We start from the raw sequence: 24,694 nt of genomic DNA, 5'->3' as shown, positions 1-24,694 counted from the left end.
GACTTACTGCTGAAAATATCGTAAAATATAAGTTAACGACAAAATAAGGAGAACCACCTTGGAATTAGAAGTATTTGCTGGACAAGAAAAAAGTGAACTCTCAATGATTGAAGTTGCCCGTGCTATCTTAGAAGAACGCGGCCGGGACCATGAGATGTATTTTAGTGACCTTGTTAATGCTATTCAAGTTTATTTAGAAAAGTCAGATGCAGACATTCGTGAAGCCTTGCCGTTTTTCTACTCAGATTTAAATGTTGACGGCAGCTTTATTCCGCTCGGTGACAACAAATGGGGTCTGCGCTCTTGGTATGGCATCGATGAAATTGATGAAGAAATTGTCACTCTTGAAGATGACGAAGACGGTGCGCCAAAACGTAAGCGAAAACGCGTCAATGCCTTTATGGACGGCGATGAAGATGCTATCGACTACAGCGATGATGATCCGGAAGATGAGAGCTTTGATTCGCCTGAAGAAGATACTGATTACGATGATGACAATCCGGATGATGAAAAATCTGAAGTTGAATCTTACGATTCTGAAATCAATGAGATTATCCCCGATGAAGATCTGGATGAAAATGTTGATTTAGATGAAGAAGATGACGAATATTCTGACGACGATGAGGAAGAGGAAGACAGCGAAGAAGAGTAGCTTGCTCTGTCTTAGATGTGTCCAATTCTTCATTGACAAATGAAGTCAGATAGTTTATATTATTTACTGGGCACCTCTTTTGAGGTCGGTATAAGCTCCCTAGTTTTAGGGGGCATTTTTCTTTTTTCTCCCAAATTAAGTAAAGGAGCATTTAATGACAAAGTATATTTTTGTAACCGGCGGTGTTGTTTCTTCAATTGGTAAAGGGATTGTGGCTGCAAGTCTCGGCCGCCTTTTGAAAAATCGCGGTCTCAAGGTGACCATTCAAAAATTTGACCCATATATCAATATTGACCCGGGGACAATGAGTCCTTATCAGCACGGTGAAGTTTATGTGACCGATGATGGTGCTGAGACAGACCTGGACCTCGGACATTACGAACGCTTTATTGATATCAATCTCAATAAATATTCAAATGTGACAACAGGAAAAATATACAGCGAAGTCCTTCGTAAAGAACGCAAAGGAGAATACCTTGGAGCGACGGTTCAGGTTATTCCGCATATCACAGATGCTCTCAAAGAAAAGATTAAACGCGCTGCTACAACGACTGATTCTGATGTGATTATCACTGAAGTCGGAGGAACGGTCGGCGATATTGAAAGTCTTCCTTTCCTGGAAGCTCTGCGCCAAATGAAGTCTGATGTAGGTTCTGATAATGTCATGTATATTCATACTACTCTGCTGCCTTATCTGAAGGCAGCTGGTGAGATGAAAACCAAGCCGACTCAGCACTCAGTGAAAGAGCTCCGCGGTTTGGGTATTCAGCCCAATATGCTGGTCATTCGGACAGAAAAGCCTGCCGGACAAGGGATTAAAAATAAATTAGCTCAATTTTGCGATGTGGCTCCGGAAGCTGTCATTGAATCGCTCGATGTAGACCATCTCTACCAGATTCCGCTTAATTTGCAGGCGCAAAATATGGATCAGATTGTCTGCAATCATTTAAAACTGAATGTGCCGGCTGCTGATATGACAGAGTGGTCTGCCATGGTTGATAAGGTGATGAACCTGAAGAAAACCACAAAGATTGCTCTGGTCGGCAAATATGTGGAACTGCCGGATGCTTACCTGTCTGTTGTTGAAGCTCTGAAGCATTCAGGCTATGTCAACGATACAGCTATTGATTTTGATTGGATCAATGCTAATGATGTTAGCGCTGAAAATGTTGGTGAATTGCTAAAAGACGCAGACGGAATTATTGTTCCGGGCGGCTTTGGCCATCGCGGTACCGAAGGCAAAATCGAAGCCATTCGCTATGCGCGTGAAAATGATGTGCCTATGCTTGGTATCTGCCTTGGCATGCAGCTGACCTGTGTGGAATACGCCCGTCATGTGCTCAATCTTGAAGGGGCTAATTCTGCTGAACTGGATCCGGACACTAAGTATCCGGTTATCGATATTATGCGCGATCAAATTGATATCGAGGATATGGGCGGTACACTGCGTCTGGGGCTTTACCCATGTAAGCTGAAACCGGGCAGTAAGGCAGCAGCGGCCTATGACAACCAAGACGTTGTTCAGCGCCGCCACCGCCATCGCTATGAATTTAACAATGCCTATCGTCAGCAGTTTGAAGAAGCCGGCTTTGTCTTTTCAGGAGTATCTCCGGACAATCGTTTGGTAGAAGTTGTGGAACTCTCAGACAAGAAATTCTTTGTTGCAGCCCAGTACCATCCGGAACTGCAATCACGTCCTAATCGTCCTGAGGAATTATATACGGCCTTTGTGACAGCAGCAGTAGAAAATAGTCATTGATAATAACATAGGATTTAGACAAATTAGGCTCTGTAATCTCCGCAGCAGATAATAGCTTTGGAGATTGCAGAGCTTTTGCTGTCTATCAAAAAAGCCCCATATAACTATAATAAACAGCAAGAGAGCCATTATCGTAAGTCATATGGGACAACCTTAAGTAGCATAGAATTGATTGAATAGATATCCGACTAACAAAATATTGTTTAATTCAAAAATGAAAAAAACATATTAGCTATTACTAAGATGCATTCCAGTATAAAAATTCCAAAACAGATAAGCTTGACAGCACCACTTTGACTGTGCTTAGAAATTAAGACTAATACTGCAAAACTTAATAATATTAACGAGTAAATAGCATATATCATATATTTAACTCAACCTCTTTATAATGGTGTATTATAGCCAACTCCAGCGCCAACCCAGCCTTGACCTTGAATTTGAGCAAGATTATCAGCATCCAAAGATTCGAACGCCTCGAAAGCTAAAGTATTCATACTGAATCTCCTTTAAATAAATGTGATTTTTATACTCATTGTGCTAAAGAAAATTGATTAACAAAACGAATACGCCTATAGTCTAGGTCTTTTGACAGAAAAATTCAAGGGGATTTTCAGTATTGTTATTAATTACTCATTTTGGAGGAATCTTTTGATTATTTTTCTGAATTTTTTAATTTACTTCTCATCGACATATAAAGACCTTGTTTTCAGTGCCTCTCTAATGTGTATAATGTCGGCTGCAGTGATGACAGGATCTCTCTGCGTCACCTTTTCAACTATCCAGCCGGCTAACTTCATGTTAGAACTTTTAAGAAAAAGACAATTTGAGGATTTTTATAAAAATATGGGAAATATCCTTGACAGCAATATAGGAAGTTGATATAATTTATTTTGTTGCTGCGGGGATGGCGGAATTGGCAGACGCGCAAGACTAAGGATCTTGTGACCGCTTTTGGTCGTGAGGGTTCAAGTCCCTCTCTCCGCATATCAGCTGGCCTTTGGCCGGCTTTTTTGTTTTGATGAGTTTTCAAGAAAAGGCTGGAAATTTTACTGTAAAAGTGATAAAATAAACAATGTAATGGGTTTGACCCAAAAAATATTTAGGAGGCCTTTAAAAATGGCAATCGTTTCAGCAGAAAAATTTGTCCAAGCAGCTCGTGACAACGGTTATGCAGTTGGTGGATTTAACACAAACAACCTTGAATGGACACAAGCGATCCTGCGTGCAGCGGAAAGCAAAAAAGCTCCAGTTCTTATCCAAACGTCAATGGGTGCTGCAAAATACATGGGCGGTTACAAACTTTGTAAAGTTTTGATTGAAACTCTTGTAGAATCAATGGGTATTACTGTACCAGTTGCAATTCACCTTGACCATGGTCACTATGAAGATGCGCTTGAATGTATCGAAGTTGGTTACACTTCTATCATGTTTGACGGTTCACACCTTCCAGTTGAAGAAAACCTTGAAAAAGCTAAAGATGTTGTTGCAAAAGCACATGCTAAAGGTATTTCAGTTGAAGCTGAAGTTGGTACTATCGGCGGCGAAGAAGACGGAATCGTCGGCCGCGGTGAATTGGCACCAATCGAAGATGCTAAAGCAATGGTTGAAACAGGCATTGACTTCTTGGCAGCAGGTATTGGTAACATCCACGGTCCATATCCGGAAAACTGGGAAGGTCTTGATCTTGACCACTTGAAGAAACTGACAGAAGCTGTTCCAGGTTTCCCAATCGTACTTCACGGCGGATCAGGTATTCCTGATGATCAAATTCGTGAAGCTATCAAACTTGGTGTTGCTAAAGTTAACGTTAATACAGAATGTCAAATTGCATTCTCAAATGCAACTCGTGCCTTTGCGCGTGCTTATGATGCAAATGAAGCTGAATACGATAAGAAAAAACTCTTTGACCCACGTAAATTCTTGGCTGATGGCGCTAAAGCTATCCAAGAAGCTGTTGAAGAACGTATTGATGTCTTTGGTTCAGAAGGTAAAGCTTAATTGTCTGACCATAGAAGTAACAAAAAATCTCGCCTAGGCGGGATTTTTTGTTATACTGAATAAAACGAGATTTCTAAAGCAGAGAATTGATAAGGAGCTTGTATGATAGAAGCAATTACTGAGATTATTTTTCATGTTTTGTTTGACGTTCCAAAAGGGAAAAAGCTTCGCTCTTTAATTGTTTGGTTGGCTTTTTATCTTGCGCTGACTTTTCTGATGGGTCTTTTAATCGGTCTTTACGTGCTCATTGTGATGATTTGGACGTTGTTGAAGCCCCTAGCTATTTTCTTGCTTCTTTTGTTGTTTGCCCTAATTGTTTTTATTGCTGTAGTGTTGAAAAGTTTGTATCAGTTATGGAAGCAAAAAGGGAACATTAACTTATTGGAGAATAGCCATTTCTCAGAAGATTCTTAAATGGCTGCGCCTATTCTATTGACAAAATTTTTAGAAATAGTAAAATATTACTGTTAGCCGATTTAGCTCAGCTGGTAGAGCAACGCACTCGTAACGCGTAGGTCACAGGTTCAAGTCCTGCAATCGGCATTAGTTAGCTGCAAGCAACACTTTAAGATTTGTGTGATAGGTCTTAAGGTGTTTTTTCATATTTTCAACTGGCTAACGTCATTTTAGAATTTTCACATCTGTGCTAAGCCGTAGTTCTGGAAAAATATTTGAAGAGGCTATTGTCAAACGGTTGGTATTTTGCTATAATATTACGGTATGTGGTGACTTCACCCTTAGACTAAGCAGGAGGATGACAGATAAATGGCGAAAGTATGTTATTTTACAGGACGCAGGACTGTATCAGCAAATAACCGTTCACACGCAATGAACAAAACCAAACGCACAGCAAAACCAAATCTTCAAAAAGTGACTGTTCTTATTGACGGAAAACCTAAAAAAGTTTGGGCTTCAGCACGTGCGCTTAAATCTGGTAAAGTAGAACGCGTTTAAAACGAAAGAAGAGTCTTAGGGCTCTTTTTTTGTTATGTTTTTACAAGCTATCTATATTATGGTAAAATAAGCTGATAAAAACTTTTTGAGGTAGCAAAATGACAGTAAAAATTAATACAAAAGACGGTCAGATTGAATTGTCTGATGACGTGATTGCCACAGTTGTTGGCGGTTCAGCCAATGAAATTTTCGGGGTTGTCGGCATGGCCAGCAAGAGCGCTATCAAAGATAACTTTCAGGCTCTGCTGCGCAAGGAGAATTATTCTAAGGGTGTTGTTATTAAATCAACCGATGCCGGTATCTCAGTTGATGTTTACACTGTGATGAGTTACGGTGTTAAAATCAGTGAAGTATCGAAAAATATTCAAGAGCGCGTCAAGTTTAATCTTGAAAATCAATTGGGCATTTCTGCTGATATGGTTAATGTCTATGTCCAAAATATTAAAGTTGTGGGAGAAGATTAGTGGCTAATATTACAACAAGTTTATTCCAAGGGATGATTCAGGCAGCTGCAACACGCCTTGGTAAACAAGCAGAATATGTCAATTCACTGAATGTCTTTCCTGTCCCGGATGGCGATACAGGTACTAATATGAGCATGACCATGGATAATGGTGCCAAGGAAGTCTCTGATAAGCCGGCTTCAACGGTTGGAGAAGTCGGTCAAATTCTTTCCAAGGGATTGCTGATGGGCGCACGCGGTAACTCAGGTGTTATCACTTCTCAGCTTTTCCGCGGTTTTGCCCAAAGCATCAAGAATAAAAAAGAGCTGACAGGCAAAGATCTGGCTCAGGCGCTTCAAGCCGGGGTTGAGGTGGCTTATAAGGCCGTTATGAAGCCGGTTGAAGGAACTATTTTGACAGTGTCGCGCGGAGCCGCGACAGCTGCCATTAAAAAGTCTGAAAATACGGATGATGCTGCTGACGTGATGCAGTCTGCGGTCAATGGTGCCAAAGCTGCTTTGGCTAAGACACCGGATCTGCTTCCTGTTTTAAAAGAAGTGGGTGTTGTTGATTCGGGCGGCCAAGGTTTAGTTTTCATCTATGAAGGTTTTCTGTCAGCTTTAACTGGCGATTATATTCTGTCAGAAGATTTTCAGGCCACTCCTGCCAATATGACAGAAATGATCAATGCCAAGCATCATAAGTCTGTTGCCAGTCATGTGGCCACAGAAGACATTACCTTTGGCTACTGTACAGAAATTATGGTGGCACTAAAGCAGGGTCCGACTTATGTCAAAGATTTTGACTACGAAGTCTTTCAAAATTACCTGAGTAATTTAGGGGATTCTCTGTTAGTTATCAATGATGATGAAATTGTTAAGGTTCATGTTCATACTGAAGATCCGGGTCTGGTTATACAAGAAGGACTCAAATACGGGGCTCTTGTCAAGGTAAAAGTTGACAACATGCGCAATCAGCATGAGGCTCTTCAGGAAAAAGAGGCAGAACCAAGAGCTAAAGAGCTGAAAGAATATGCTCTGATAGCCGTTGCGGCCGGCGACGGTTTGGCGGAAATTTTTAAATCACAAGGTGTAGATTATATCATTTCCGGCGGCCAGACTATGAATCCTTCGACAGAAGACATTGTCAAGGCTATTGAGTCTGTTAATGCGAAGAACATTATTATTTTACCGAATAATAAAAACATCTTCATGGCTGCCCAAAGTGCCGCGGACGTTGTTGATGTTCCGGCTGCGGTTGTGGAAACGCGGACTATCCCGCAAGGTTTTACCAGTCTTTTAGCTTTCAATCCTGCCAATTCCTTGGAAGATAATGTCGCTGCTATGACAGACAGCATCACAGATGTTGTCAGCGGAAGCGTAACGATGGCTGTTCGTGATACGACTATTGATGGTCTGACTATTCATAAGGATGATGTTTTGGGAATGGTTGACGGCAGCATTTTGGTTTCAACGCCAGATATGGATCAAGCCCTGCGCCAAACCTTTGATAAAATGATTGACGGTGACAGTGAAATTGCCACTATTTATGTTGGAGAAGACGGCAGTCAGGATCAAGCCCAAAGCCTGTCAGATTATCTGGAAGACCATTACGAAGATTTAGAAGTTGAAATCCATCAAGGCAGCCAGCCTGTCTATCCTTATATAATGAGTGTAGAATAAAAAATAATATCAAAGAAAGCAGATGGTGCTTTCTTTTTTGTTTTGCCAATAACTGGGTTCGCTGTCAGAGGTGAAAAATTTAAAAAGCTGATATTCGTATTTGAATATTTCTTAAAGCGGCAATTTTCTGTGATAAAGTATATTCGGAACTGTTAAACAAAAGAGTTCACTTTGTATTAGATAAGCTAACAAAAGGAAAAGTTATGCGGACATTTTTTACCGAAAATAAACACTTTACACAACTAATTGGTATTAATTTACTGTCGAAAGTCGGTGATAGATTATTTTATACTGCGATGTTAACAGCAGCGGCTTCTTTACCGAATGGCAGTTTAGCAGTTATGATTGTGTCGGCTTCAGAGACACTTCCTATTTTGATGAGTTTATTTCTAGGTGTGGCAGCTGACAGACAGCAGCAAAAACTAGGTCACTTAGTTAGCAGCTCGCTTTTTAGAACACTGATGTATCTTGGTATCGGCTTTATCTTTAGCTATCCGCCAACCCTGCTTTTAATCCTGGCAGCTTCGCTTTTAAACTTATTATCAGATATTAGTGGAAATTATTCGACGGCACTTTTTTCACCCTTTACTAAAACTTTGGTGAAAGCAGACGATATGGAAGAAGCTCAGGGACTTGTTAGTTTGGGAACCCAGTTGGTGAGTGTCTTAGCAACTTTTGCCGGAGCATCCTTGCTGACAGTTTTTAGGGAAAGTTCTTTAGCGCTGATAAATGCCTTGATTTTTTTAGCGGTGGCAATACTTTATGGGCTGATGCGGCCCTTTCTTAAAGAGCAGGAATCTAAAATAAAGACAATTAAAGAGAAAACGACTCTTTCAGCGGTTAAAGATAATTTCAAATCTTTTCTGGCTGACCGGATTTTACTGATTAACCTGATTCAGTTAACCCTGTTAAATGGTTTCTTCGGTGGCTTGATGCCTTTGTTTGCTTTATTTATCAAGGAAAATCATGAATTAGCGACGGTGAGCAGTCCTCTTAAAATTTCGCTCTTATCAGGAATCATTACCGTGTTTATGATAATCGGAAACAGTTTAACAGCTAAAGTGTTTAGAAAGCATTCTATTTTGGTTATCAATCTTTGGGCTGATCTGACGATTCTTCTGGCGGGGCTGGGGTTTATAGCTGATAATATCTGGCTAATTTTCTTGGCAAACAGTCTCCTTGCTTTTTTAGTAGGGATTGTTTCTCCGCGCTTTTCAGCTGATATTGTCAATCGTTACCCCGTCGAAAGAATTGGCGGCATTGTCACCAGTGTTAATTCTCTTTTGGTATTGGCACCGCCTGTGACAAGCTTGCTGTTTCCGCTCTTATCAACCATCAGCAGCTCTCTGGCTTACTTTGGCTTCATCATTTATGCCTTATTATTACTAATCATCAGTTTAGGTATGAAAAAGAACTCTTGATGTCTCAAGAGCTCTTTTCATCAGCTAACAGATTCGTTAAGTTTTCTTGGAGAAATGCTGCAGTTTCTTCCTGTCCCACGTTTCTGATATCATGAATATAATCGTCTAAGACAGACTTATCGGTGATTTTTCTTTCCTGATAGGCGAGAACTTTCTTTAAAAAAATGAGAACCGTCTTTGCAAACATATCTTGATAGGTCAAGGTATTTTCCAGGTGTTTCATAAAATAATCGGCATGGCTGTTCTGCTTTCTCTCTAATAACACAAAGATAATATTTAAGAAAAGCAATTGCGTTCGATGTTTGTTATTGGGGATTGACAAATAGGCGGTGGCTCTTTCAATAAAAGCTTTTCCCAGAAAAATTAAGTCACTGTCCGATAAAATGGACAAAGTGTTCCCAAAAATATAGAGCTCATATTCTGTCCACGCTTCAATATTATAAAGATAGGCTGTGACTAATTCTCTGTCCTTTTCTGTGATACGATGCTCTGGCTTTAAATCATGAATGGCACAGCGGATGACAAGTTTATTGAGCTGATTGTATGTATCGTAAACTTCAGAATTTTCGTCATAACTGTTCAGAAGTTCTTCCAATCCCGTTATATCCTTATTTGCATGGTGTTCAGCGATTTTTTTGGCCAGCTGGAAAAAGGAACTGTCTTCATACTGATGATAAGCATGTTCAAATTCAGCAAGGCTCATGTGGATAGCGGAGATGGCAGTTATTAGTTTATCTGCAGAGAGCATGGTCTGTCCGTTTTCAAATTTAGACAGCTGAGATTGTGATAGCTTGTCATTTGCAATATCTTTCATTTTAAGTCCTCTGGCTAGTCTGAGCTCTCTGTAAAGTTCGCCGAGATTGAATGAATCTAATTTGGTCAAAGCAGCCTCCTTTGCTTATCTTCATTATTATTTATTCTAGCAAAAAAATCTTCTTTGCAACAGAAGTCAGCTACGTGACTAGCCATGCTAAGTTGTTAAGCATTTGATGGATGATGCGAAAAAGCATTTGCGTCGGCACGATCATTCATAAGAATTCACCAACCTTTTTTGCCTATAAAAAGAATGAAAATAAAGCTCAGATAATTGCAGAAGGGACTTGCAAAATTTTTCAAAAATGTTATGATATTAACTAAGTGATTTGAATTTTTTGAAAATTTGAACAATAATTGCAAAGGAGGTTCCCGTGGAAAAAATACAGCTTAAAAATCCGAGATCAGGATCAGAATTACTGCTTGATACCTTGGAAAGTTTAGCAATCACAACCATTTTTGGGTATCCCGGCGGTGCTGTCTTACCGCTCTATGATGCGATCTATAAAAATGATACGATCCGCCATATTTTAGCCCGTCATGAGCAGGGAGCAGTGCACGAAGCAGAAGGTTTTGCCAAATCTACCGGAAAACTTGGTGTCGCTGTGGTGACAAGCGGTCCCGGTGCAACAAATGCCATCACCGGTATTGCTGATGCTATGAGCGACAGTGTGCCTATATTGGTCTTCACTGGTCAGGTTGCAACCCCCGGTATTGGTAAGGATGCCTTTCAGGAGGCTGATATTATTGGTGTTACGATGCCTATCACCAAGTACAATTATCAAGTCCGCGATGCAGCAGATATTCCGCGTATTGTAACAGAGGCTGTTCATATTGCAACGACCGGGCGTCCCGGTCCAGTTGTCATTGACCTGCCTAAAGATGTTTCTGAGAAAATGGTCAGCTTTTATTACAAGACCGATCTGAATGTACCCGGCTATCAGCCGACTGTTGAGCCAAACAACCTACAGGTTAAAAAGATTTTGTCTCAGCTTAAAAAAGCCAAAAAACCGTTGATTTTAGCAGGCGGAGGCGTTAATTATTCGGGAGCTTCTGCGGAATTAGTTGCCTTTGCCGAGCGCTATAATATTCCGGTTGTGTCGACGCTTTTGAGCTTAGGGGTGATGCCGATTGAACATCCTCTGTCTCTTGGTATGGGAGGCATGCACGGCTCTTATGCGTCAAACATGGCGCTGACAGAGTGCGATTTCCTGCTCAATTTTGGTTCGCGTTTTGCCGATCGGCTGACAGGCAATCCTAAAACCTTTGCTAAAAAGGCCGTGGTTGCCCATGTGGATATTGACCCTGCTGAAATTGGGAAGGTTGTCAAGACCGCTATTCCGGTTGTCGGAGATGCCAAACAGACTTTGAAACAGCTCTTGGAAGCAGATAAAGTTTCCACAAGACACCGGGAATGGACAGATAAGGTCCTGCAAAATAAGGCCAAGGCTCCTTTTAGCTATAAGTTTGATGAAGACATTATCAAACCGCAGCATGCGATTGAAACGATTGGCAAGCTGACTAAAGGAGAGGCGATTGTTATCACAGATGTCGGACAGCATCAGATGTGGGCGGCTCAGTTTTATCCTTATAAAAATGAACGTCAGATTATCACATCAGGAGGGCTTGGAACAATGGGCTTTGGTATTCCTGCAGCCGTTGGTGCCAAGTTGGCAAATCCTGACAAAGAAGTTGTTCTGTTTGTAGGTGACGGCGGTTTTCAAATGACCAATCAGGAACTGGCTATTTTGAATGGTTATGGTGTTCCAATCAAGGTCGTTTTGATCAACAACCATTCGCTGGGCATGGTTCGCCAGTGGCAGGAGTCCTTCTATGATGAGCGCCGGAGTGAGTCAACTTTTGATGATGAGCCGAATTTCCAGCTTTTGGCTGAATCATACGGTATCAGTCATTATAAGTTTTCCGACCCTTTGACGCTGGAAAAAGATCTGGAAGTTATTTTGGAAAACAAGCCGATGCTGATAGAGGTTAATATTTCCAATCGTGAGCATGTTTATCCAATGGTACCGTCAGGTAAGAGCAATGCGGAAATGTTGGGGGTGACTTTTAATGCGTAGAATGTTAACAGCCAAACTTCAAAATTCCACCGGAGTCCTCAATCGTTTTACCGGGGTACTTTCCCGCCGGCAGGTGAATATTGAGTCTATTTCAGTCGGTCATACCGAGGTGCCCAATATTTCCAGAATTACCATCATTATTGATGTCGATTCACTGGAAGAAGTAGAGCAGATTATTAAGCAGCTCAATCGCCTGATTGATGTTGTCCGTGTCCGCGACATTACGGATCAGCCTCACTTGGAACGTGAAGTCATCCTGATAAAAGTAGCGGCTCCGACCAGCAAGCGTGCAGAGATTCTAGCGATTATCCAGCCTTTTCGTGCCAGTGTTATTGATGTGGCGCCAAAGTCAATCACTATCCAGATGACAGGAGATGCGGATAAGATTGAAGCTTTGATTCGAGTGATTCAGCCTTATGGTGTTAAAAATATTGCCCGGACAGGCGCAACAGGATTCACAAGGGATTTATCTTAAAAGCTTTAAAGAAGTTATCCAACCTTAGCAATAATAAAAATAGAAAAGAGAGATATATTATGGCAGTAGAAATGTTATATGAAGCAGATGTAAAAGTTCCCGCACTTGACGGTAAAAAAATTGCCGTTGTCGGATATGGTTCGCAGGGTCATGCCCATGCGCAAAACCTGCGTGATTCCGGTCACGATGTGATTATTGGTGTGCGTCATGGTAAATCTTTTGACAAGGCGAAAGAAGACGGCTTTGATGTCTATGAAGTGGCAGAAGCTACTAAATTGGCTGATATCATCATGATTTTAGCACCGGATGAAATTCAGGCAAAACTCTATGCTGATGAGATTGCACCAAACTTGAGTGCCGGTAAAGCTCTTGGCTTTGCTCATGGCTTTAACATCCGCTTTGAATACATCAAAGCACCGGAAGATGTTGATGTCTTCATGGTTGCGCCAAAAGGACCCGGACACTTAGTGCGCCGTACCTACCAAGAAGGCTTCGGTGTACCTGCGCTCTTTGCTGTTTACCAAAATCCAAGCGGCAATGCACAAAATATTGCTATGGACTGGGCTAAAGGCATCGGTGCTGCACGCGTTGGGCTTTTGGCAACAACCTTCAAAGAAGAAACAGAAGAAGACTTGTTTGGTGAACAGGCTGTTCTTTGCGGCGGTTTAACTGCTCTTATTGAAGCTGGTTTTGAAGTGCTTACTGAAGCCGGCTATGCGCCGGAATTGGCTTATTTTGAAGTGCTGCATGAAATGAAATTAATCGTTGATTTGATTTACGAAGGCGGCTTCAAGAAAATGCGTCAGTCTATTTCAAATACCGCTGAATTTGGTGATTATGTATCAGGTCCGCGCGTGATTACAGAGCAAGTCAAAGAAAATATGAAGGCAGTCCTTGATGATATCCAAAACGGCAAATTTGCTCAGTCATTTGTTGATGATTACCAAAACGGACGTCCGCGCCTGGAAGCTTACCGCAAAGAAGCTGCAAACCTTGAAATTGAAAAAGTTGGAGCAGAGCTCCGCAAGGCTATGCCGTTTGTCAATCAAAATGATGACGATGCTTTCCAAATTTATAACTGATAGAATTACTGAAATGCCGGATTTTTTCCGGTATTTTTTTAGTTTAAAAATATCAGATGCCATAAGTTACAGGACTTTGCACTCTAAAAGTTGAATATTTCTGACGTATGCCGGAGTCTGTCTTATTTGCAGGCTCTGTCTATCATTTTATGGCTTTTTTTGTTATAATGAATAGACTGAATATTTTGAAAAAGAGGAGAATTATGATTTCAGCTAGAGATGTGGTTGCAGCCAACGAAGTGTTAAAAGATGTCGTTGTCCGTACACCGCTTGAATTTGACCGTTATTTGTCTGAAAAGTACCAAGCGACTGTTTACCTAAAACGTGAAAATATGCAAAGGGTGCGTTCGTTTAAACTGCGCGGTGCTTATTATGCCATTTCACAGCTGTCTGATGAGGAAAAGGCGCAGGGTGTTGTCTGTGCTTCTGCGGGCAATCACGCGCAGGGTGTTGCTTATACCTGTCATGAAATGAAAATTCCGGCAACTATTTTCATGCCTGTAACAACTCCTCACCAAAAGATCAACCAAGTACGATTTTTCGGTGGCTCCTTTGTTGATATCAAACTGGTGGGAGATACCTTTGATGCTTCGGCTCAGGCTGCACAAGACTATACTAAGTCCGAAGGAATGACTTTCATTGATCCTTTTGATGATGAAAACGTTCAGGCCGGGCAAGGAACCGTTGCCTATGAGATCTATGAACAGGCTCAGGAAGATGGTCTGAGCTTTGATGCCATTTTGGTGCCGGTTGGCGGCGGCGGCTTGATTTCAGGCATTGCTGCCTACATCAAAGATGTCGCACCGGAAATTGAAGTAGTCGGTGTTGAGGCTATGGGAGCACGCAGCATGAGAGCTGCTTTTGATAAGGGTCATCCGGTTAAATTGGAACACATTGATAAATTTGCTGATGGCATTGCAGTGCAAAAAGTCGGCCGTTCAACCTATGAGGTGGCCAGAAAATATGTTGACAGATTAATTGGTGTTGATGAAGGCTTGATTTCAGAAACCTTGATTGATATGTATTCTAAGCAGGGCATCATCGCTGAACCGGCAGGCGCAGCCTCTATTGCGGCACTGGAAGTCATGAAAGAAGATATCAAGGGCAAGACAGTTGTCTGTGTGATTTCCGGCGGTAACAATGATATTAACCGCATGCAGGAAATGGAAGAGCGTGCCTTGATTTATGATGGCGTTAAACATTATTTCGTTGTTAATTTTCCGCAGCGTCCGGGAGCTCTGCGTGAATTTGTTAATAACATTTTAGGGCCTGATGATGACATCACGCGTTTTGAGTATATCAAGCGTGCCAATAAAGGAACCGGACCGGTTCTGATCGGAATTACTCTGGCCGATAAGAATGACTATCAGGCTCTGATTGATCGCCTGAGTGCTTTTGATCCAAGCTATATCAACCTTCATGGGAATGAAAGTCTCTATAATATGCTGGTTTAGTTTTTCTTGTCAAGCACCAAAGAATAGTTTATAATAAGTGAAACACAGAAATAGGAGATTGTTATGATCATTTTTATCTTTCTTTGCCTTGTATTGTTATTTTGCATTATTTTAATTGCCAGCGGTCTGTATGTTGTCCGTCAGCAGACAGTTGCTATTATTGAACGTTTTGGCCGCTACCAAGTCACAGCCAGCAGCGGGATTCATATTCGTTTGCCTTTTGGTATTGACAAGATTGCTGCGCGCATTCAGCTGCGTTTGCTGCAGTCTGAGATTATCGTTGAAACCAAAACCAAGGACAATGTCTTTGTAACCCTTAATGTTGCAACGCAGTACCGTGTCAATGAACAAAACGTGACGGATGCTTACTATAAACTGATGCGCCCGGAGGCGCAGATCAAATCTTATATTGAAGATGCTCTGCGTTCATCTGTTCCCAAGCTGACTTTGGATGAACTGTTCGAGAAAAAAGATGAAATTGCCCTTGAAGTTCAGCATCAGGTGGCAGAAGAGATGTCAACTTATGGATATATTATCGTTAAGACCTTGATTACCAAGGTTGAACCGGATGCTGAAGTTAAGCAGTCAATGAATGAAATCAATGCTGCTCAGCGTAAACGTGTGGCAGCTCAGGAATTAGCAGAAGCTGATAAGATTAAGATCGTTACGGCAGCCTCTGCGGAAGCAGAAAAAGACCGTTTACACGGTGTCGGTATTGCCCAACAGCGTAAAGCGATTGTTGATGGTTTGGCTGAGTCTATCGCTGAGCTTAAACAAGCTAACGTTGGAATGACAGAAGAGCAAATCATGTCTATTCTTTTGACCAACCAATATCTTGATACTTTGAATCAATTTGCTGCAGGCGGCAATCAAACCCTCTTTTTGCCTAATAATCCGGAGGGTGTCGAAGATATGCGGACGCAGATTTTATCAGCTTTAAAAGCACAGTAATATAAAAAGAGAGTTTTCCGCTTCAGATTTCCCAGAGGGTTTGAGCGGATTGACTCTCTTTTTGTTTATAGAAAAAAGGAAATAGGGAGCTGTTCAGTCTGCTTTCTTAAAGGCATTTAGTTTTTTGTCAGGGTCAAGAGTGTCAGGATTTGTTTTTCGATGAGAGCCAGATCTTCTTGCTCGTCTGAGCTGGGGATGCCAAAAATAAAACGCTGAGCAAAGTAAGCAAAGAGCAGACCGATATTAATTCGGACAGCCTCCAAGGCACTGAGATTGCTAATCTGAGGATTGTTTTCTTTTAAAATCTGCCAATAGTCCCTAAAATCTGCGGCTATCGCTGTTTCAATAGTTGTCAGCAGTGTTTGCCGCAATTCGGTATTGACCAGACATTCCTGAATGAGAATTTTAATCAGCTCTGCATTTTGTGCTAAAAACTGAAAACGATCCTGAACGATAAAGTGGACAGCTGCTTGCAATTCGGTATGGGTCTCTAGTTGCGGAAGAAAGGCCTTTTTTAACTCTGGAATCATGGGCTGCATGATTTCTGCCAGCAGGTCGCTTTTGGTTTTAAAATATTTGAAAATAGTTGCCTGACTGACGCCGGCCTTATCAGCAATTTGCGCGGTAGAAGTACCGTTGTAGCCTCGTTGAGAGAAAAGCTCGATAGCAGCGGCCAGTGTTTTCTTTTTGCCGGCCGGCATTTGATGATGTTCCAGCCAATCACGGTAGCTGCCTAAAATGTTATTTTTATCCATAATTACCTCATTCTTATCTTCATTATACCTTGCGGTAGCGTTTAAGTCCAATAATGTTAAGACTTGTCAAACTGAAAAGAAAAAGAAAGAGGATCGATACATCGCTTTGAAGATTTAACAGACTGCTGCCGTTCAGGATAATTTTGGACAGAGCATGTCCGGCATAATACAGAGGCAGGATTTTCCCCAGAGACTGCACCCAGTCTGCCATAGAGTCCAGAGGAATGATGCCTGAAAAGAAAATTTGCGGAACGACAATAATAGGAATAAACTGCATCATTTGAAATTCTGATTGAGCTAAGGTAGACAGCAAAAGGCCAAAGGCTAAAGCAACAAGAGCAAAAAGGATGTTAATCAGGATTACATGGCTAATACTGCCGACTACCTGAAGATCTAAAAGCCAGATGGTTGAAAAAACAATGACTGTTGTTTGAAGAGCAGCGATAAGGCCGTAAGACAGCATGTAGCCAAAGACAATATCGGAGCGTTTGACTGGTGTCGCTAAGAGCCGATCCAGTGTCCCTGCTGTACGCTCTTTAAGAAGAGCCATGCCTGAGATAAGAAAAACAAAGAAGAAGACGAAAAATCCCATAAGAATCGGTATCATCTTGGTAAAGAAAGTTGTATCTTTGTTTCCGTAATTATAACTTTCAGACAGGTCAAACGCGCTTTGTTTGCTATCAATTTCGTTTTGCTTATCGTCAGTATTATTGGCAGCTGATGCCTGCGTGCGGTCATTATTTTCAGACTGCTGGGGATTAGCTTGTTCTTGTGCGGATTGTGCCTGCGCTTTCTTAGCAGCTTTGGCACTTGCTTGCCGGGCTTTTTTGAGATTTTGAACCAGTTCTTGAACTTGAGTCTGTTTCAGAGTGTTTTTGATGGCTTGGCGAGCCAGATTGGTTTTGCTGGAATCCGTATTTGCATAGGTAATGTCATAGTGTTTCTTATCTTTATAGACAAGAACAGCGTCAGCTTTTTCACCGTTTAAGGCCTTGATGGCACTGCTTTTATTATCGTAAGTTTTAAGGCTGATATGGTCGAGTTTATCCAGTGAATCATAAACGGTCTTCGGAAGATCAACTGCAGCAAATGCCACCTTAGTTTCAGTACTGGCAGAAAAAGCAGCGTTCATCAGCCACATGATGAAAACAGGTGCTAAAAACAAAAGTAGCAGCGAACGTTTATCGCGCAGCAGTTCCGTCAAAACCTTTTTTGAAATGGCTAAAATTCTCATCATAATTCTCCTTCTGCTTTTAAGAAAACCTCTTCAATAGAATGAACGCCGTAAGCTGATTTTAGGTTTTCCGGGCTGTCAAAAGCTATCATTTTGCCATCCAGCAGCAGGGCAACCTTATCTGTCAGTTCGGCCTCATCCATGACATGGGTTGTCAGTAAGATGCCGATACCGTCTTTTTTTAACTGGTGCAGTTCCTGCCAGACCTTGCGGCGCAGTGCGGGGTCAATTCCGACAGTCGGTTCGTCCAGAATCAAAAGACGGGGCTTGCCCAGCAAGGCAATAGCTAGGGACAGACGGCGCTTCATACCGCCTGAATAGCCTGAAACAGCCTTGGTTAGATGCTCAGATAAGTTGACAATTTGACAGGCATACTCAATAGCTTCCGGAATCTCACGTTTAGGGAGTCCTTTCATTTGGGCGAAAAATTTCAGATTTTCTAAGCCGGAAAGTGAATCATAAAGGGCATCGGACTGAGCCATATAGCCGATTTCTCCAAGAACATGGCGGTCGGGCATATGGCGGCTGAGAACAAGAGCGTCTCCGCTGTCTGCCTTCTCCATGCCCAGCATGGTTTTTATCATGGTTGATTTCCCTGCTCCGGACGGACCGATCAAGCCGACAATTTCACCTGAGTTTAATTCAAAACTGACTTTATTGAGAACAACTTGCTTGCCGAAGTTTTTTCTCAAAGCCTGCAAATTCAGTAGTTTTTCCATACTATAGCCTCCAACAGCAGGTTGGTGAGTAATCACTAACTTTTATGACAACTATTATAGTGAGTGTTTACTCACTTGTCAAGAAAAAGATTGTTTTTTATAAAATTTACGGCAAACAAAAAAGGAACAAGCGAGACAATCAGCCAGCGGCAGTGATTGTTCCTGTTCCTGTATCGTAAAGGGTCCGTCATTTAAAGCCTGTAAAGAGTTTGTTCAGGCTTATTGTGTTATGGCTGGTGAGCTTGGCGGACCATATGTCCTTCAATCCAGCTGGGCAGGCGGCTGATATGGAGCATATTGCCAATAAGCAGACTGATAAAGTTTAAGCTGATGTCACCTAAATCCAAAACACCGAGATGAAAGACATACTGGCAGCTTTCTAAAAGAATCAGCCCCAGCAAGGACAGACTGACATTGGTTTTTGACGGTGGGTACAAAAATCCTATAGGAATAAACATCAGTAAGTTCATTACCGGAACGAATCTGCTGCCGTTTGCCATGTCATGGATAAACGAGAAGGGATTGAGGATCAGTCCTTGGTGGCCGATATTTTTCAAGAGGATAACATAAACAAGCAGGAGGCTGTAAATGAAGTAGGAAATGACGATGCTGGTGTTTTTAATTTGCTGGGTGCAGCAGAATTTGAACAAAACAAAAGTAAAGTAAGACAGTATAAGAGTGATGATAAGATTTAAAAATAAGGCAAAGTCCATACCGTAATTTGAAATATAGTGAGCATAAACTCTTAAAAAGCTATCATAAAACCATTTTGCAGCTATAAAAGAGGTAAAAAAGAGCAGGACGTTAGCAGCAGAATTATTTTGTTTAATTACCATAGTTTTGTCCTCCTTTGCGTTTTGATCAAGTATAGCGGAGAAAACTTATAATTTCTTTAAGGCAAAAAATAAAAAAACAAGCAGCTGCCTCATGGAGCTGCTTGTTTGACTTAACTTTAGTTCAAAAAACGCTGTAAGAAAATCTTAGTTCTTTCTTCCTTAGGGTTTTCAAAGATTTGCTGAGGAGTGCCGCTTTCGGCAATAACTCCTTGGTCCATAAAGATCACGCGGTCTGATACATCGCGGGCAAAGTCCATTTCGTGGGTGACAATCAGCATGGTAAGGCCTGACTGAGCCAAATCTTTAATGGTTTTTAGGACCTCTCCGACCATTTCAGGGTCAAGAGCAGAGGTCGGCTCATCAAAAAGAATGGCTTCAGGGTTGACAGATAAGGCACGGGCAATAGCGACACGCTGCTTTTGACCACCGGAGAGCTGACTGGGTTTTGCTTTCCAGTACTGCTCAGTCATTCCGACCTTGTTGAGGTTTTCCTTAGCGATTTTCTCAGCCTCGGCATGCGGGCGTTTAAGCACAGTGGTCTGAGCAACAATGGCATTGTCTAAAACATTGAGATTATTGAACAGATTAAAAGACTGAAATACCATGCCCAGATTTTCACGGTATTTGGTAAGATCATAACCTTTTTCAAGCACATTTTGACCGCGGTAGAGAATTTCACCGCCGCTGGGTTCTTCCAGCAGGTTGATCGAGCGCAGCAGGGTGGATTTGCCCGAACCCGAGGAGCCGATGATTGAGATAACTTCCCCTTTTTTGACAGTCAGAGAAATATCCTTGAGGACCTCGTTCTTGCCGAAGGATTTTTTTAAATGGTTGATTTCTAAAATAGTATCGGTCATCAGTGCGCCTCTCCTTCAATTTGGGTGTAATTATCCTGGTCCATCTTTCTTTCAATCAAGCGAAGAATCCGCGTCACAGTAAAGGTTAAAATGAAATAAATGACAGCGATAATAAAGAATGTTTGGAAATATTGGTAGGTCTGTGTGGCTACGGTGTTTCCGGAGAAATAGAGTTCCACAACGGAGATCACATTCAGTACGGATGTATCCTTGATATTGATAACGAATTCATTGCCGGTAGCTGGCAGGATGTTGCGGATGACCTGAGGCAGAACAATTTTTCTCATGGTCTGTCCGTGGGTGAAACCAAGGGCTGTCGCAGCTTCGAACTGTCCCTTATCAACGGCAAAGATACCGCCGCGGACGATCTCACTCATGTAGGCTCCGGTATTGATGGAAACGATAAAAATTGCGGCCAGCGTACGGTCAAGAGAAATACCAAAAGCTTGGGCAGTACCGTAATAAATAACCATGGCCTGTACAATCATTGGCGTTCCGCGGAAGACTTCAATATAGACATTGAGCAGCCAGCCGAAAAGTTTTTGCAGCCAAGCCAAAATAAGATTAGAAGCCTTTGGTGCTGTGCGGTAAACACCGATTAAGAGCCCGATAAGGAGCCCTGCAACCGTACCGATGATTGAAATCAGCAGTGTTACTCCGGTTCCACGCAGCAAAGCTTTCCAGTTGTTTTTAAGAATCTTGCTGACTTGGTTGAAAAAGCTGGTTTTGGTTTTGCCTTGGCTGCTGTCATCATGACTGGGCTGCAGCGGAATAATCTTATCCATCAAAGCAATCTGTTCTTTTAAAGGAAATTGGGCGAGGGCAGCATTGACCTGACTCAAGCGCGGATCGCCTTTGCGCATACCGACAGCGATGGCAACGTCAGATTCACTGACCTTAAAGCCCTTCTTCAAAGAGACCATCTTAAAGTCTTTATTGGCCTTGATGGATGAGGTGGCTTCAGGACGTTCGGAAACATAAGCATCAATAACATTGGAAGCCAAGGCCTGCCTCATTTGAGAAAAGTCTCCCATGGCTGTTTCCTGCGAAACATTAGGAATCTGGCTGATCAGATTGTAAAGGTAGATGCCTTGCTGGGAGGTTACCTTGGCACCTGAAAAGTCATCAAGGCTCTCAGCTTTAGCATATTTTCCGTCTTTGCGAACCACAAGAACGGGCTCGCTGGTATAGTAGCTGTCAGAAAAGGCAATTTGCTTTTTGCGTTCTTCTGTCGGGCTCATTCCGGCGATAATCATGTCGATTTTACCGGATGTCAGAGCCGGCACAAGCCCTTCCCATTTTGTTTTTACAATTAACGGCTTTTTGCCTAAAGCCTTGGCAATTTTTTTAGCTGTCTGCACATCATAACCGTTGGCATACTGCTTTGTGCCTTCAATTGGAACAGCGCCGTTGCGGCTGGTGTCCTGGGTCCAGTTGAAAGGAGCATAAGCAGCCTCCATCCCAACGCGTAAGTACTCATCTGCCTGAACTCTTGTCATGCCAGCAAACAGCATAAAAAGAGCAGCAAGACAGCTTAAAAATGTCTTTTTCATTAGAAGACTCCTGTATAAAATTTTTCCTCTATCATTTTACAGGAAAAAGAGCTGTATTTCAATATAAGTATCGAAATATAGGGTATATTCCAAACAAAAAGTACCAATAATTTTTGACATCGGATTAAAGTTTTATAATGTTGCTGTGAAAAGAGACACAGTGAGTCTCAAGTGATATTGATTTGACAGAATTTCTCGGTGCTTCATCAAGCAATTGTTATAACGGCATTAATGTCAGGTGACATTAATGTCGTTTTCTTTTTGTTTTTTATCCTTTATAATAACGCCATACTGTTTAAGAAAGGAAAACGTATGAATACCCCAGTTATTGTTGCCCAAAGTATTAAAAAATCTTTTAATAAGACTCTTGCACTTGATGCAATTAGTTTTTCGATTGAAAAGGGCCAGATTTTTGGATTTCTTGGTCCTTCGGGATCAGGAAAAACGACAACTATCAATATTTTAACCGGACAGCTGACACCAGACAGCGGAAGGTCCTCTATTTTAGGACAGGATTCGCATAAATTAACGGAGCAAGAATTAAAGGGAATTGGCTTAGTCAGCGATACCAGTGGTTTTTATGAAAAGATGTCTCTTTATAATAACCTGCTTTTCTATGCTAAATATTATGGAATAGCTAAAGCCGCTGTTGATGCTCTCCTCCGGCGGGTAGGCCTCTACAACAGTCGCAAGACAGTGGCCGAAAAACTCTCGACAGGCATGAAACAGCGAATGCTTCTGGCTCGTGCACTCATTAATAAACCTCGGGTTTTATTTCTTGATGAGCCAACCTCAGGCCTTGACCCAGCCACTTCTCATACTATTCATGAGTTGATTTTAGAACTGAAAAAATCTGGGACAGCCATCTTTTTGACCACCCACGATATGAACGAAGCGACTTTGCTTTGCGATAAGCTGGCCTTACTTAATCAAGGTCGGCTGGTTGAACAGGGCAGTCCCAAAGATTTAATCCAAAAATACAATCAGGACAAACAGGTAAAGCTGAGCTATCAGAACGGCTCAGAAAGAACTGTAGATTTTGCTGAACTGGCGCAAGTAATGGCTAGTGATGATGAAAAAATAATTGCTGTGCACTCTTGCGAACCGACATTAGAAGATATTTTTATTCAATTAACAGGAGGGAAACTCAATGTCTAGACAATTTACGGCTCTTCTTTGGCTGCGCTGTCAGATTATCCTATCTAATAAGAGCGTTCTCTTGCAAGTACTTATGCCTGCGGCCTTGATTTATCTTTACCGTTTCATGATAGACAGTCAATCTGGTCCAAAAGACCAAATAGCTCTTGCCTATCTCATGATCTGTATTCCTTTTGCCATTGTCCTGGCTGTGGGCAGTCCGATCTTGACTATTTTGGCAGAGGAAAAAGAAAAGAACAATCTAAAAACGCTGTTGCTAAGTGGTGTTGGCACTAATAAATACCTCTTATCAACATTGGTTGTTCCAATAGTTTTATCAGCAATCTACCTGATAATTGCTCCGCTTATTTTGGCTGTGCCGATTGATAATTTACCGAACTATTGTATTATTGGCAGCGCTACAGCTTTAGCAATCGTACTTCTCTATTTATTGCTAGGTTTACTTGTGAAATCACAGGTTATGGCACAGGTTGTTACGGTTCCAACGATGTTAATTTCAGCTTTCTTACCGATGCTCTCCAGCATGGATAAGGCGGTTGCCAAGGTAACAGACTACAGCTTTATGGGCCTTTTTACTAAATTTTTTACCCAATGGGAAGATTTTTCCTGGCATCGTGCCATCTTACAAACATCAAGTTTGATTGTCTGGATTATGGTACTTTTAGTATTAATTGTTCTAGCAGCCAGACAGCAAAAGAAAAGTTAGAGAGTAAGCCATTGAAAGGAGGTAAGATTGTGCAAAAAGAAAATGATACAGAATTACAGATTTTTGAAGAAGTTACTGTAGAGGAATTAAACACTAACTTTGGGAAATTAATTTGGAAAGCATTGCTGCAACCGGTTATTCTATAAGCCGGTGAAATGCTCAATATGATTTTGAAAGGGGGGTGGAATGGAAGAAAAAGTTTCTCAATAGATACAATTTGAGGAAATTAATTCAGAAGAATTAAATGGTTGGGGATCTTATGCTTTAGGCGTGGCAGTAGGCGCAGGAGGAAGTTTAGCCCTTGCTGCTGCAGTTCTAACTTAAATATAGCGAGGAGTTCCTGTGAAAATATTACTTTCAAGAAAGCTATTCTATTTTGAAGTTTTTATAACATTAATATTAGTATTTTTAGGTTCAAGTTTTTTAAAGAATCATGAGGTGCTAACGAATTTTCAAATTTTATTAGTTAGTATGTTGTCGATTCTTGCTATTTTTACAGCAGGAGTTGCAGTTGCAAATTTAAAAACAAATCAAAAAATTAAAAAGAAGGAGAAAAAATGATGGAAAAAGAGTTGTTATTTGAAGAGGTCACAGTTGAAGAATTGAATGGAGTTAATCTTAATGACTTTAATAATGGGGTTCTGGCAGGAGCAGGAGTTGTTGCAGCAGGAGCGGGACTTGCTGCTGTTCTAACATAGGCAGATATAATTCTTTAAGATGGAGACAAACTTCCTTGTGGAGGCTTGTTTTTTTGTTTATTCATTTGAATAGGTTACAGTAAAAAGTGTTCTGTCCTAATCTGATAAATCAAAAAAAGCCCTGTAATACTCCTAGCAGATGAATATACCCACTAAAGATATCATAGAGCTATTTACTATCATTAATAACTTATTGGAAATTGCCTAACTAGGGGAAATGTTTCCTAATAGGTGTTCATTATTAACGCACGGCCATTACTAACATAACAAGGGTCGTTAAAACTTCCAATACTTTTTTCAAGTTCATTTGATAAGTCTATTTTACTCCAGATTCCTCAAAGCAGCAACGACATTGATGTCACCTCTTGTAAAAAGATGATGATACCTAAAATACTAAAAAGGATGTTTTCCTAAAG

The 24,694-nt window shown here is 41.4% G+C and carries 22 protein-coding genes, 2 tRNA genes and 1 pseudogene; 18 read left to right on the top strand and 7 right to left on the bottom strand.

The genetic code is table 11. From position 1 onward, the window contains the following. Positions 1 to 58 precede the first annotated feature (58 nt). The 10 genes from rpoE to AC4HAF_RS07245 all read left to right on the top strand — a co-directional run bounded on the left by rpoE (position 59) and on the right by AC4HAF_RS07245 (position 8,909). Positions 59 to 652 (top strand): DNA-directed RNA polymerase subunit delta, encoded by a 594-nt coding sequence (rpoE, locus tag AC4HAF_RS07290; RefSeq protein WP_491097237.1) that lies wholly within the window; start codon positions 59 to 61, stop codon positions 650 to 652. A gap of 154 nt (positions 653 to 806) precedes the next feature. Next, positions 807 to 2,411 carry a CTP synthase gene (gene pyrG, locus AC4HAF_RS07285; RefSeq protein ID WP_491097236.1) on the top strand — a complete coding sequence of 535 codons (1,605 nt, stop codon included), beginning with the start codon at positions 807 to 809 and terminating at the stop codon, positions 2,409 to 2,411. An 898-nt stretch (positions 2,412 to 3,309) separates the two neighbouring features. Beyond that, a tRNA-Leu gene (locus AC4HAF_RS07280) sits at positions 3,310 to 3,395 on the top strand. Positions 3,396 to 3,527: 132 nt separating this feature from the next. Next, complete coding sequence (locus tag AC4HAF_RS07275) at positions 3,528 to 4,409, top strand: class II fructose-bisphosphate aldolase (RefSeq protein ID WP_491097235.1); 882 nt, start codon at positions 3,528 to 3,530, stop codon at positions 4,407 to 4,409. 102 nt (positions 4,410 to 4,511) lie between these two features. After that, the gene (locus AC4HAF_RS07270; RefSeq protein ID WP_491097234.1) at positions 4,512 to 4,823 is read left to right on the top strand and encodes a hypothetical protein; all 312 of its coding nucleotides are present in this window, start codon (positions 4,512 to 4,514) and stop codon (positions 4,821 to 4,823) included. A gap of 56 nt (positions 4,824 to 4,879) precedes the next feature. Continuing rightward, positions 4,880 to 4,952: transfer RNA gene (locus tag AC4HAF_RS07265), tRNA-Thr, on the top strand. A 222-nt stretch (positions 4,953 to 5,174) separates the two neighbouring features. Then, on the top strand, positions 5,175 to 5,363 hold the full coding sequence (gene rpmB, locus AC4HAF_RS07260) for a 50S ribosomal protein L28 (protein WP_027975489.1): 189 nt from the start codon (positions 5,175 to 5,177) through the stop codon (positions 5,361 to 5,363). 98 nt (positions 5,364 to 5,461) lie between these two features. Next, the gene (locus AC4HAF_RS07255; protein ID WP_003090259.1) at positions 5,462 to 5,827 is read left to right on the top strand and encodes an Asp23/Gls24 family envelope stress response protein; all 366 of its coding nucleotides are present in this window, start codon (positions 5,462 to 5,464) and stop codon (positions 5,825 to 5,827) included. Next, positions 5,827 to 7,488, top strand: coding sequence for a DAK2 domain-containing protein (locus AC4HAF_RS07250; protein WP_491097233.1), 1,662 nt, complete (start codon positions 5,827 to 5,829; stop codon positions 7,486 to 7,488). Before AC4HAF_RS07255 ends, AC4HAF_RS07250 begins: the two co-directional genes overlap by 1 nt. Positions 7,489 to 7,691: 203 nt before the next feature. After that, the gene (locus AC4HAF_RS07245) at positions 7,692 to 8,909 is read left to right on the top strand and encodes an MFS transporter (RefSeq protein ID WP_491097232.1); all 1,218 of its coding nucleotides are present in this window, start codon (positions 7,692 to 7,694) and stop codon (positions 8,907 to 8,909) included. A 4-nt stretch (positions 8,910 to 8,913) separates the two neighbouring features. Here the strand turns inward: AC4HAF_RS07245 and AC4HAF_RS07240 are convergent, their stop codons facing one another. Continuing rightward, positions 8,914 to 9,792, bottom strand: a complete 879-nt coding sequence (locus tag AC4HAF_RS07240) for an Rgg/GadR/MutR family transcriptional regulator (RefSeq protein WP_491097231.1) — start codon at positions 9,790 to 9,792, stop codon at positions 8,914 to 8,916. 304 nt (positions 9,793 to 10,096) lie between these two features. Between AC4HAF_RS07240 and AC4HAF_RS07235 the strand changes: the two genes are divergently transcribed. The 5 genes from AC4HAF_RS07235 to AC4HAF_RS07215 all read left to right on the top strand — a co-directional run bounded on the left by AC4HAF_RS07235 (position 10,097) and on the right by AC4HAF_RS07215 (position 15,762). Then, positions 10,097 to 11,800, top strand: a complete 1,704-nt coding sequence (locus AC4HAF_RS07235) for an acetolactate synthase large subunit (RefSeq protein ID WP_491097230.1) — start codon at positions 10,097 to 10,099, stop codon at positions 11,798 to 11,800. After that, a complete protein-coding gene (gene ilvN, locus AC4HAF_RS07230) occupies positions 11,793 to 12,275 on the top strand; it encodes an acetolactate synthase small subunit (RefSeq protein ID WP_003090251.1) in 483 nt (160 codons plus the stop codon). The genes AC4HAF_RS07235 and ilvN overlap by 8 nt, the downstream gene beginning before the upstream one ends. 56 nt (positions 12,276 to 12,331) lie before the next feature. Further along, positions 12,332 to 13,357 carry a ketol-acid reductoisomerase gene (ilvC, locus tag AC4HAF_RS07225; protein WP_491097264.1) on the top strand — a complete coding sequence of 342 codons (1,026 nt, stop codon included), beginning with the start codon at positions 12,332 to 12,334 and terminating at the stop codon, positions 13,355 to 13,357. A gap of 203 nt (positions 13,358 to 13,560) precedes the next feature. Then, the gene (ilvA, locus tag AC4HAF_RS07220) at positions 13,561 to 14,811 is read left to right on the top strand and encodes a threonine ammonia-lyase IlvA (protein WP_491097229.1); all 1,251 of its coding nucleotides are present in this window, start codon (positions 13,561 to 13,563) and stop codon (positions 14,809 to 14,811) included. A gap of 63 nt (positions 14,812 to 14,874) precedes the next feature. After that, positions 14,875 to 15,762, top strand: a complete 888-nt coding sequence (locus tag AC4HAF_RS07215) for an SPFH domain-containing protein (RefSeq protein ID WP_491097228.1) — start codon at positions 14,875 to 14,877, stop codon at positions 15,760 to 15,762. A gap of 116 nt (positions 15,763 to 15,878) precedes the next feature. Here AC4HAF_RS07215 and AC4HAF_RS07210 read toward each other — a convergent pair whose 3' ends face one another. The 6 genes from AC4HAF_RS07210 to AC4HAF_RS07185 form a co-directional block, all read right to left on the bottom strand. Further along, positions 15,879 to 16,517, bottom strand: a complete 639-nt coding sequence (locus AC4HAF_RS07210) for a TetR/AcrR family transcriptional regulator (protein WP_491097227.1) — start codon at positions 16,515 to 16,517, stop codon at positions 15,879 to 15,881. A gap of 22 nt (positions 16,518 to 16,539) precedes the next feature. Beyond that, positions 16,540 to 17,751 (bottom strand): ABC transporter permease, encoded by a 1,212-nt coding sequence (locus AC4HAF_RS07205; protein ID WP_491097263.1) that lies wholly within the window; start codon positions 17,749 to 17,751, stop codon positions 16,540 to 16,542. Then, positions 17,751 to 18,470, bottom strand: coding sequence for an ABC transporter ATP-binding protein (locus AC4HAF_RS07200; RefSeq protein ID WP_491097226.1), 720 nt, complete (start codon positions 18,468 to 18,470; stop codon positions 17,751 to 17,753). The genes AC4HAF_RS07205 and AC4HAF_RS07200 overlap by 1 nt, the downstream gene beginning before the upstream one ends. A 227-nt stretch (positions 18,471 to 18,697) precedes the next feature. Further along, positions 18,698 to 19,306: a VanZ family protein gene (locus AC4HAF_RS07195; RefSeq protein WP_491097225.1), complete on the bottom strand. Its 609-nt coding sequence runs from the start codon at positions 19,304 to 19,306 to the stop codon at positions 18,698 to 18,700. Between the two features lie 116 nt (positions 19,307 to 19,422). Beyond that, positions 19,423 to 20,163 carry an amino acid ABC transporter ATP-binding protein gene (locus tag AC4HAF_RS07190; RefSeq protein ID WP_491097224.1) on the bottom strand — a complete coding sequence of 247 codons (741 nt, stop codon included), beginning with the start codon at positions 20,161 to 20,163 and terminating at the stop codon, positions 19,423 to 19,425. Next, a complete protein-coding gene (locus AC4HAF_RS07185; protein WP_491097223.1) occupies positions 20,163 to 21,716 on the bottom strand; it encodes an ABC transporter substrate-binding protein/permease in 1,554 nt (517 codons plus the stop codon). The genes AC4HAF_RS07190 and AC4HAF_RS07185 overlap by 1 nt, the downstream gene beginning before the upstream one ends. 312 nt (positions 21,717 to 22,028) lie before the next feature. Here AC4HAF_RS07185 and AC4HAF_RS07180 point away from each other — a divergent pair, with 312 nt between their 5' ends. The 3 genes and pseudogenes from AC4HAF_RS07180 to AC4HAF_RS07170 all read left to right on the top strand — a co-directional run bounded on the left by AC4HAF_RS07180 (position 22,029) and on the right by AC4HAF_RS07170 (position 24,163). Next, complete coding sequence (locus tag AC4HAF_RS07180) at positions 22,029 to 22,874, top strand: ABC transporter ATP-binding protein (RefSeq protein WP_491097222.1); 846 nt, start codon at positions 22,029 to 22,031, stop codon at positions 22,872 to 22,874. Next, on the top strand, positions 22,867 to 23,580 hold the full coding sequence (locus tag AC4HAF_RS07175) for an ABC transporter permease (protein WP_491097221.1): 714 nt from the start codon (positions 22,867 to 22,869) through the stop codon (positions 23,578 to 23,580). The genes AC4HAF_RS07180 and AC4HAF_RS07175 overlap by 8 nt, the downstream gene beginning before the upstream one ends. Before the next feature lie 342 nt (positions 23,581 to 23,922). Beyond that, positions 23,923 to 24,163: pseudogene (locus tag AC4HAF_RS07170) on the top strand (hypothetical protein). The last annotated feature ends 531 nt before the right edge of the window (positions 24,164 to 24,694 follow it).

Source organism: Streptococcus sp. ELY_90, from assembly GCF_058314475.1.
The sequence above is the reverse complement of the archived record's forward strand: the minus strand, read 5'-3'. Positions and strand labels throughout refer to the sequence as shown.

Excerpts from the sequence above, each read along its gene's own strand:
- pyrG (WP_491097236.1), top strand. The coding sequence starts at position 807 with ATGACAAAGTATATTTTTGTAACCGGCGGTGTTGTTTCTTCAATTGGT.
- AC4HAF_RS07275 (WP_491097235.1), top strand. The coding sequence starts at position 3,528 with ATGGCAATCGTTTCAGCAGAAAAATTTGTCCAAGCAGCTCGTGACAAC.
- AC4HAF_RS07270 (WP_491097234.1), top strand. The coding sequence starts at position 4,512 with ATGATAGAAGCAATTACTGAGATTATTTTTCATGTTTTGTTTGACGTT.
- rpmB (WP_027975489.1), top strand. The coding sequence starts at position 5,175 with ATGGCGAAAGTATGTTATTTTACAGGACGCAGGACTGTATCAGCAAAT.
- AC4HAF_RS07255 (WP_003090259.1), top strand. The coding sequence starts at position 5,462 with ATGACAGTAAAAATTAATACAAAAGACGGTCAGATTGAATTGTCTGAT.
- AC4HAF_RS07245 (WP_491097232.1), top strand. The coding sequence starts at position 7,692 with ATGCGGACATTTTTTACCGAAAATAAACACTTTACACAACTAATTGGT.
- ilvN (WP_003090251.1), top strand. The coding sequence starts at position 11,793 with ATGCGTAGAATGTTAACAGCCAAACTTCAAAATTCCACCGGAGTCCTC.
- ilvA (WP_491097229.1), top strand. The coding sequence starts at position 13,561 with ATGATTTCAGCTAGAGATGTGGTTGCAGCCAACGAAGTGTTAAAAGAT.
- AC4HAF_RS07215 (WP_491097228.1), top strand. The coding sequence starts at position 14,875 with ATGATCATTTTTATCTTTCTTTGCCTTGTATTGTTATTTTGCATTATT.
- AC4HAF_RS07210 (WP_491097227.1), bottom strand. The coding sequence starts at position 16,517 with ATGGATAAAAATAACATTTTAGGCAGCTACCGTGATTGGCTGGAACAT.
- AC4HAF_RS07205 (WP_491097263.1), bottom strand. The coding sequence starts at position 17,751 with ATGAGAATTTTAGCCATTTCAAAAAAGGTTTTGACGGAACTGCTGCGC.
- AC4HAF_RS07200 (WP_491097226.1), bottom strand. The coding sequence starts at position 18,470 with ATGGAAAAACTACTGAATTTGCAGGCTTTGAGAAAAAACTTCGGCAAG.
- AC4HAF_RS07195 (WP_491097225.1), bottom strand. The coding sequence starts at position 19,306 with ATGGTAATTAAACAAAATAATTCTGCTGCTAACGTCCTGCTCTTTTTT.
- AC4HAF_RS07190 (WP_491097224.1), bottom strand. The coding sequence starts at position 20,163 with ATGACCGATACTATTTTAGAAATCAACCATTTAAAAAAATCCTTCGGC.
- AC4HAF_RS07185 (WP_491097223.1), bottom strand. The coding sequence starts at position 21,716 with ATGAAAAAGACATTTTTAAGCTGTCTTGCTGCTCTTTTTATGCTGTTT.
- AC4HAF_RS07180 (WP_491097222.1), top strand. The coding sequence starts at position 22,029 with ATGAATACCCCAGTTATTGTTGCCCAAAGTATTAAAAAATCTTTTAAT.
- AC4HAF_RS07175 (WP_491097221.1), top strand. The coding sequence starts at position 22,867 with ATGTCTAGACAATTTACGGCTCTTCTTTGGCTGCGCTGTCAGATTATC.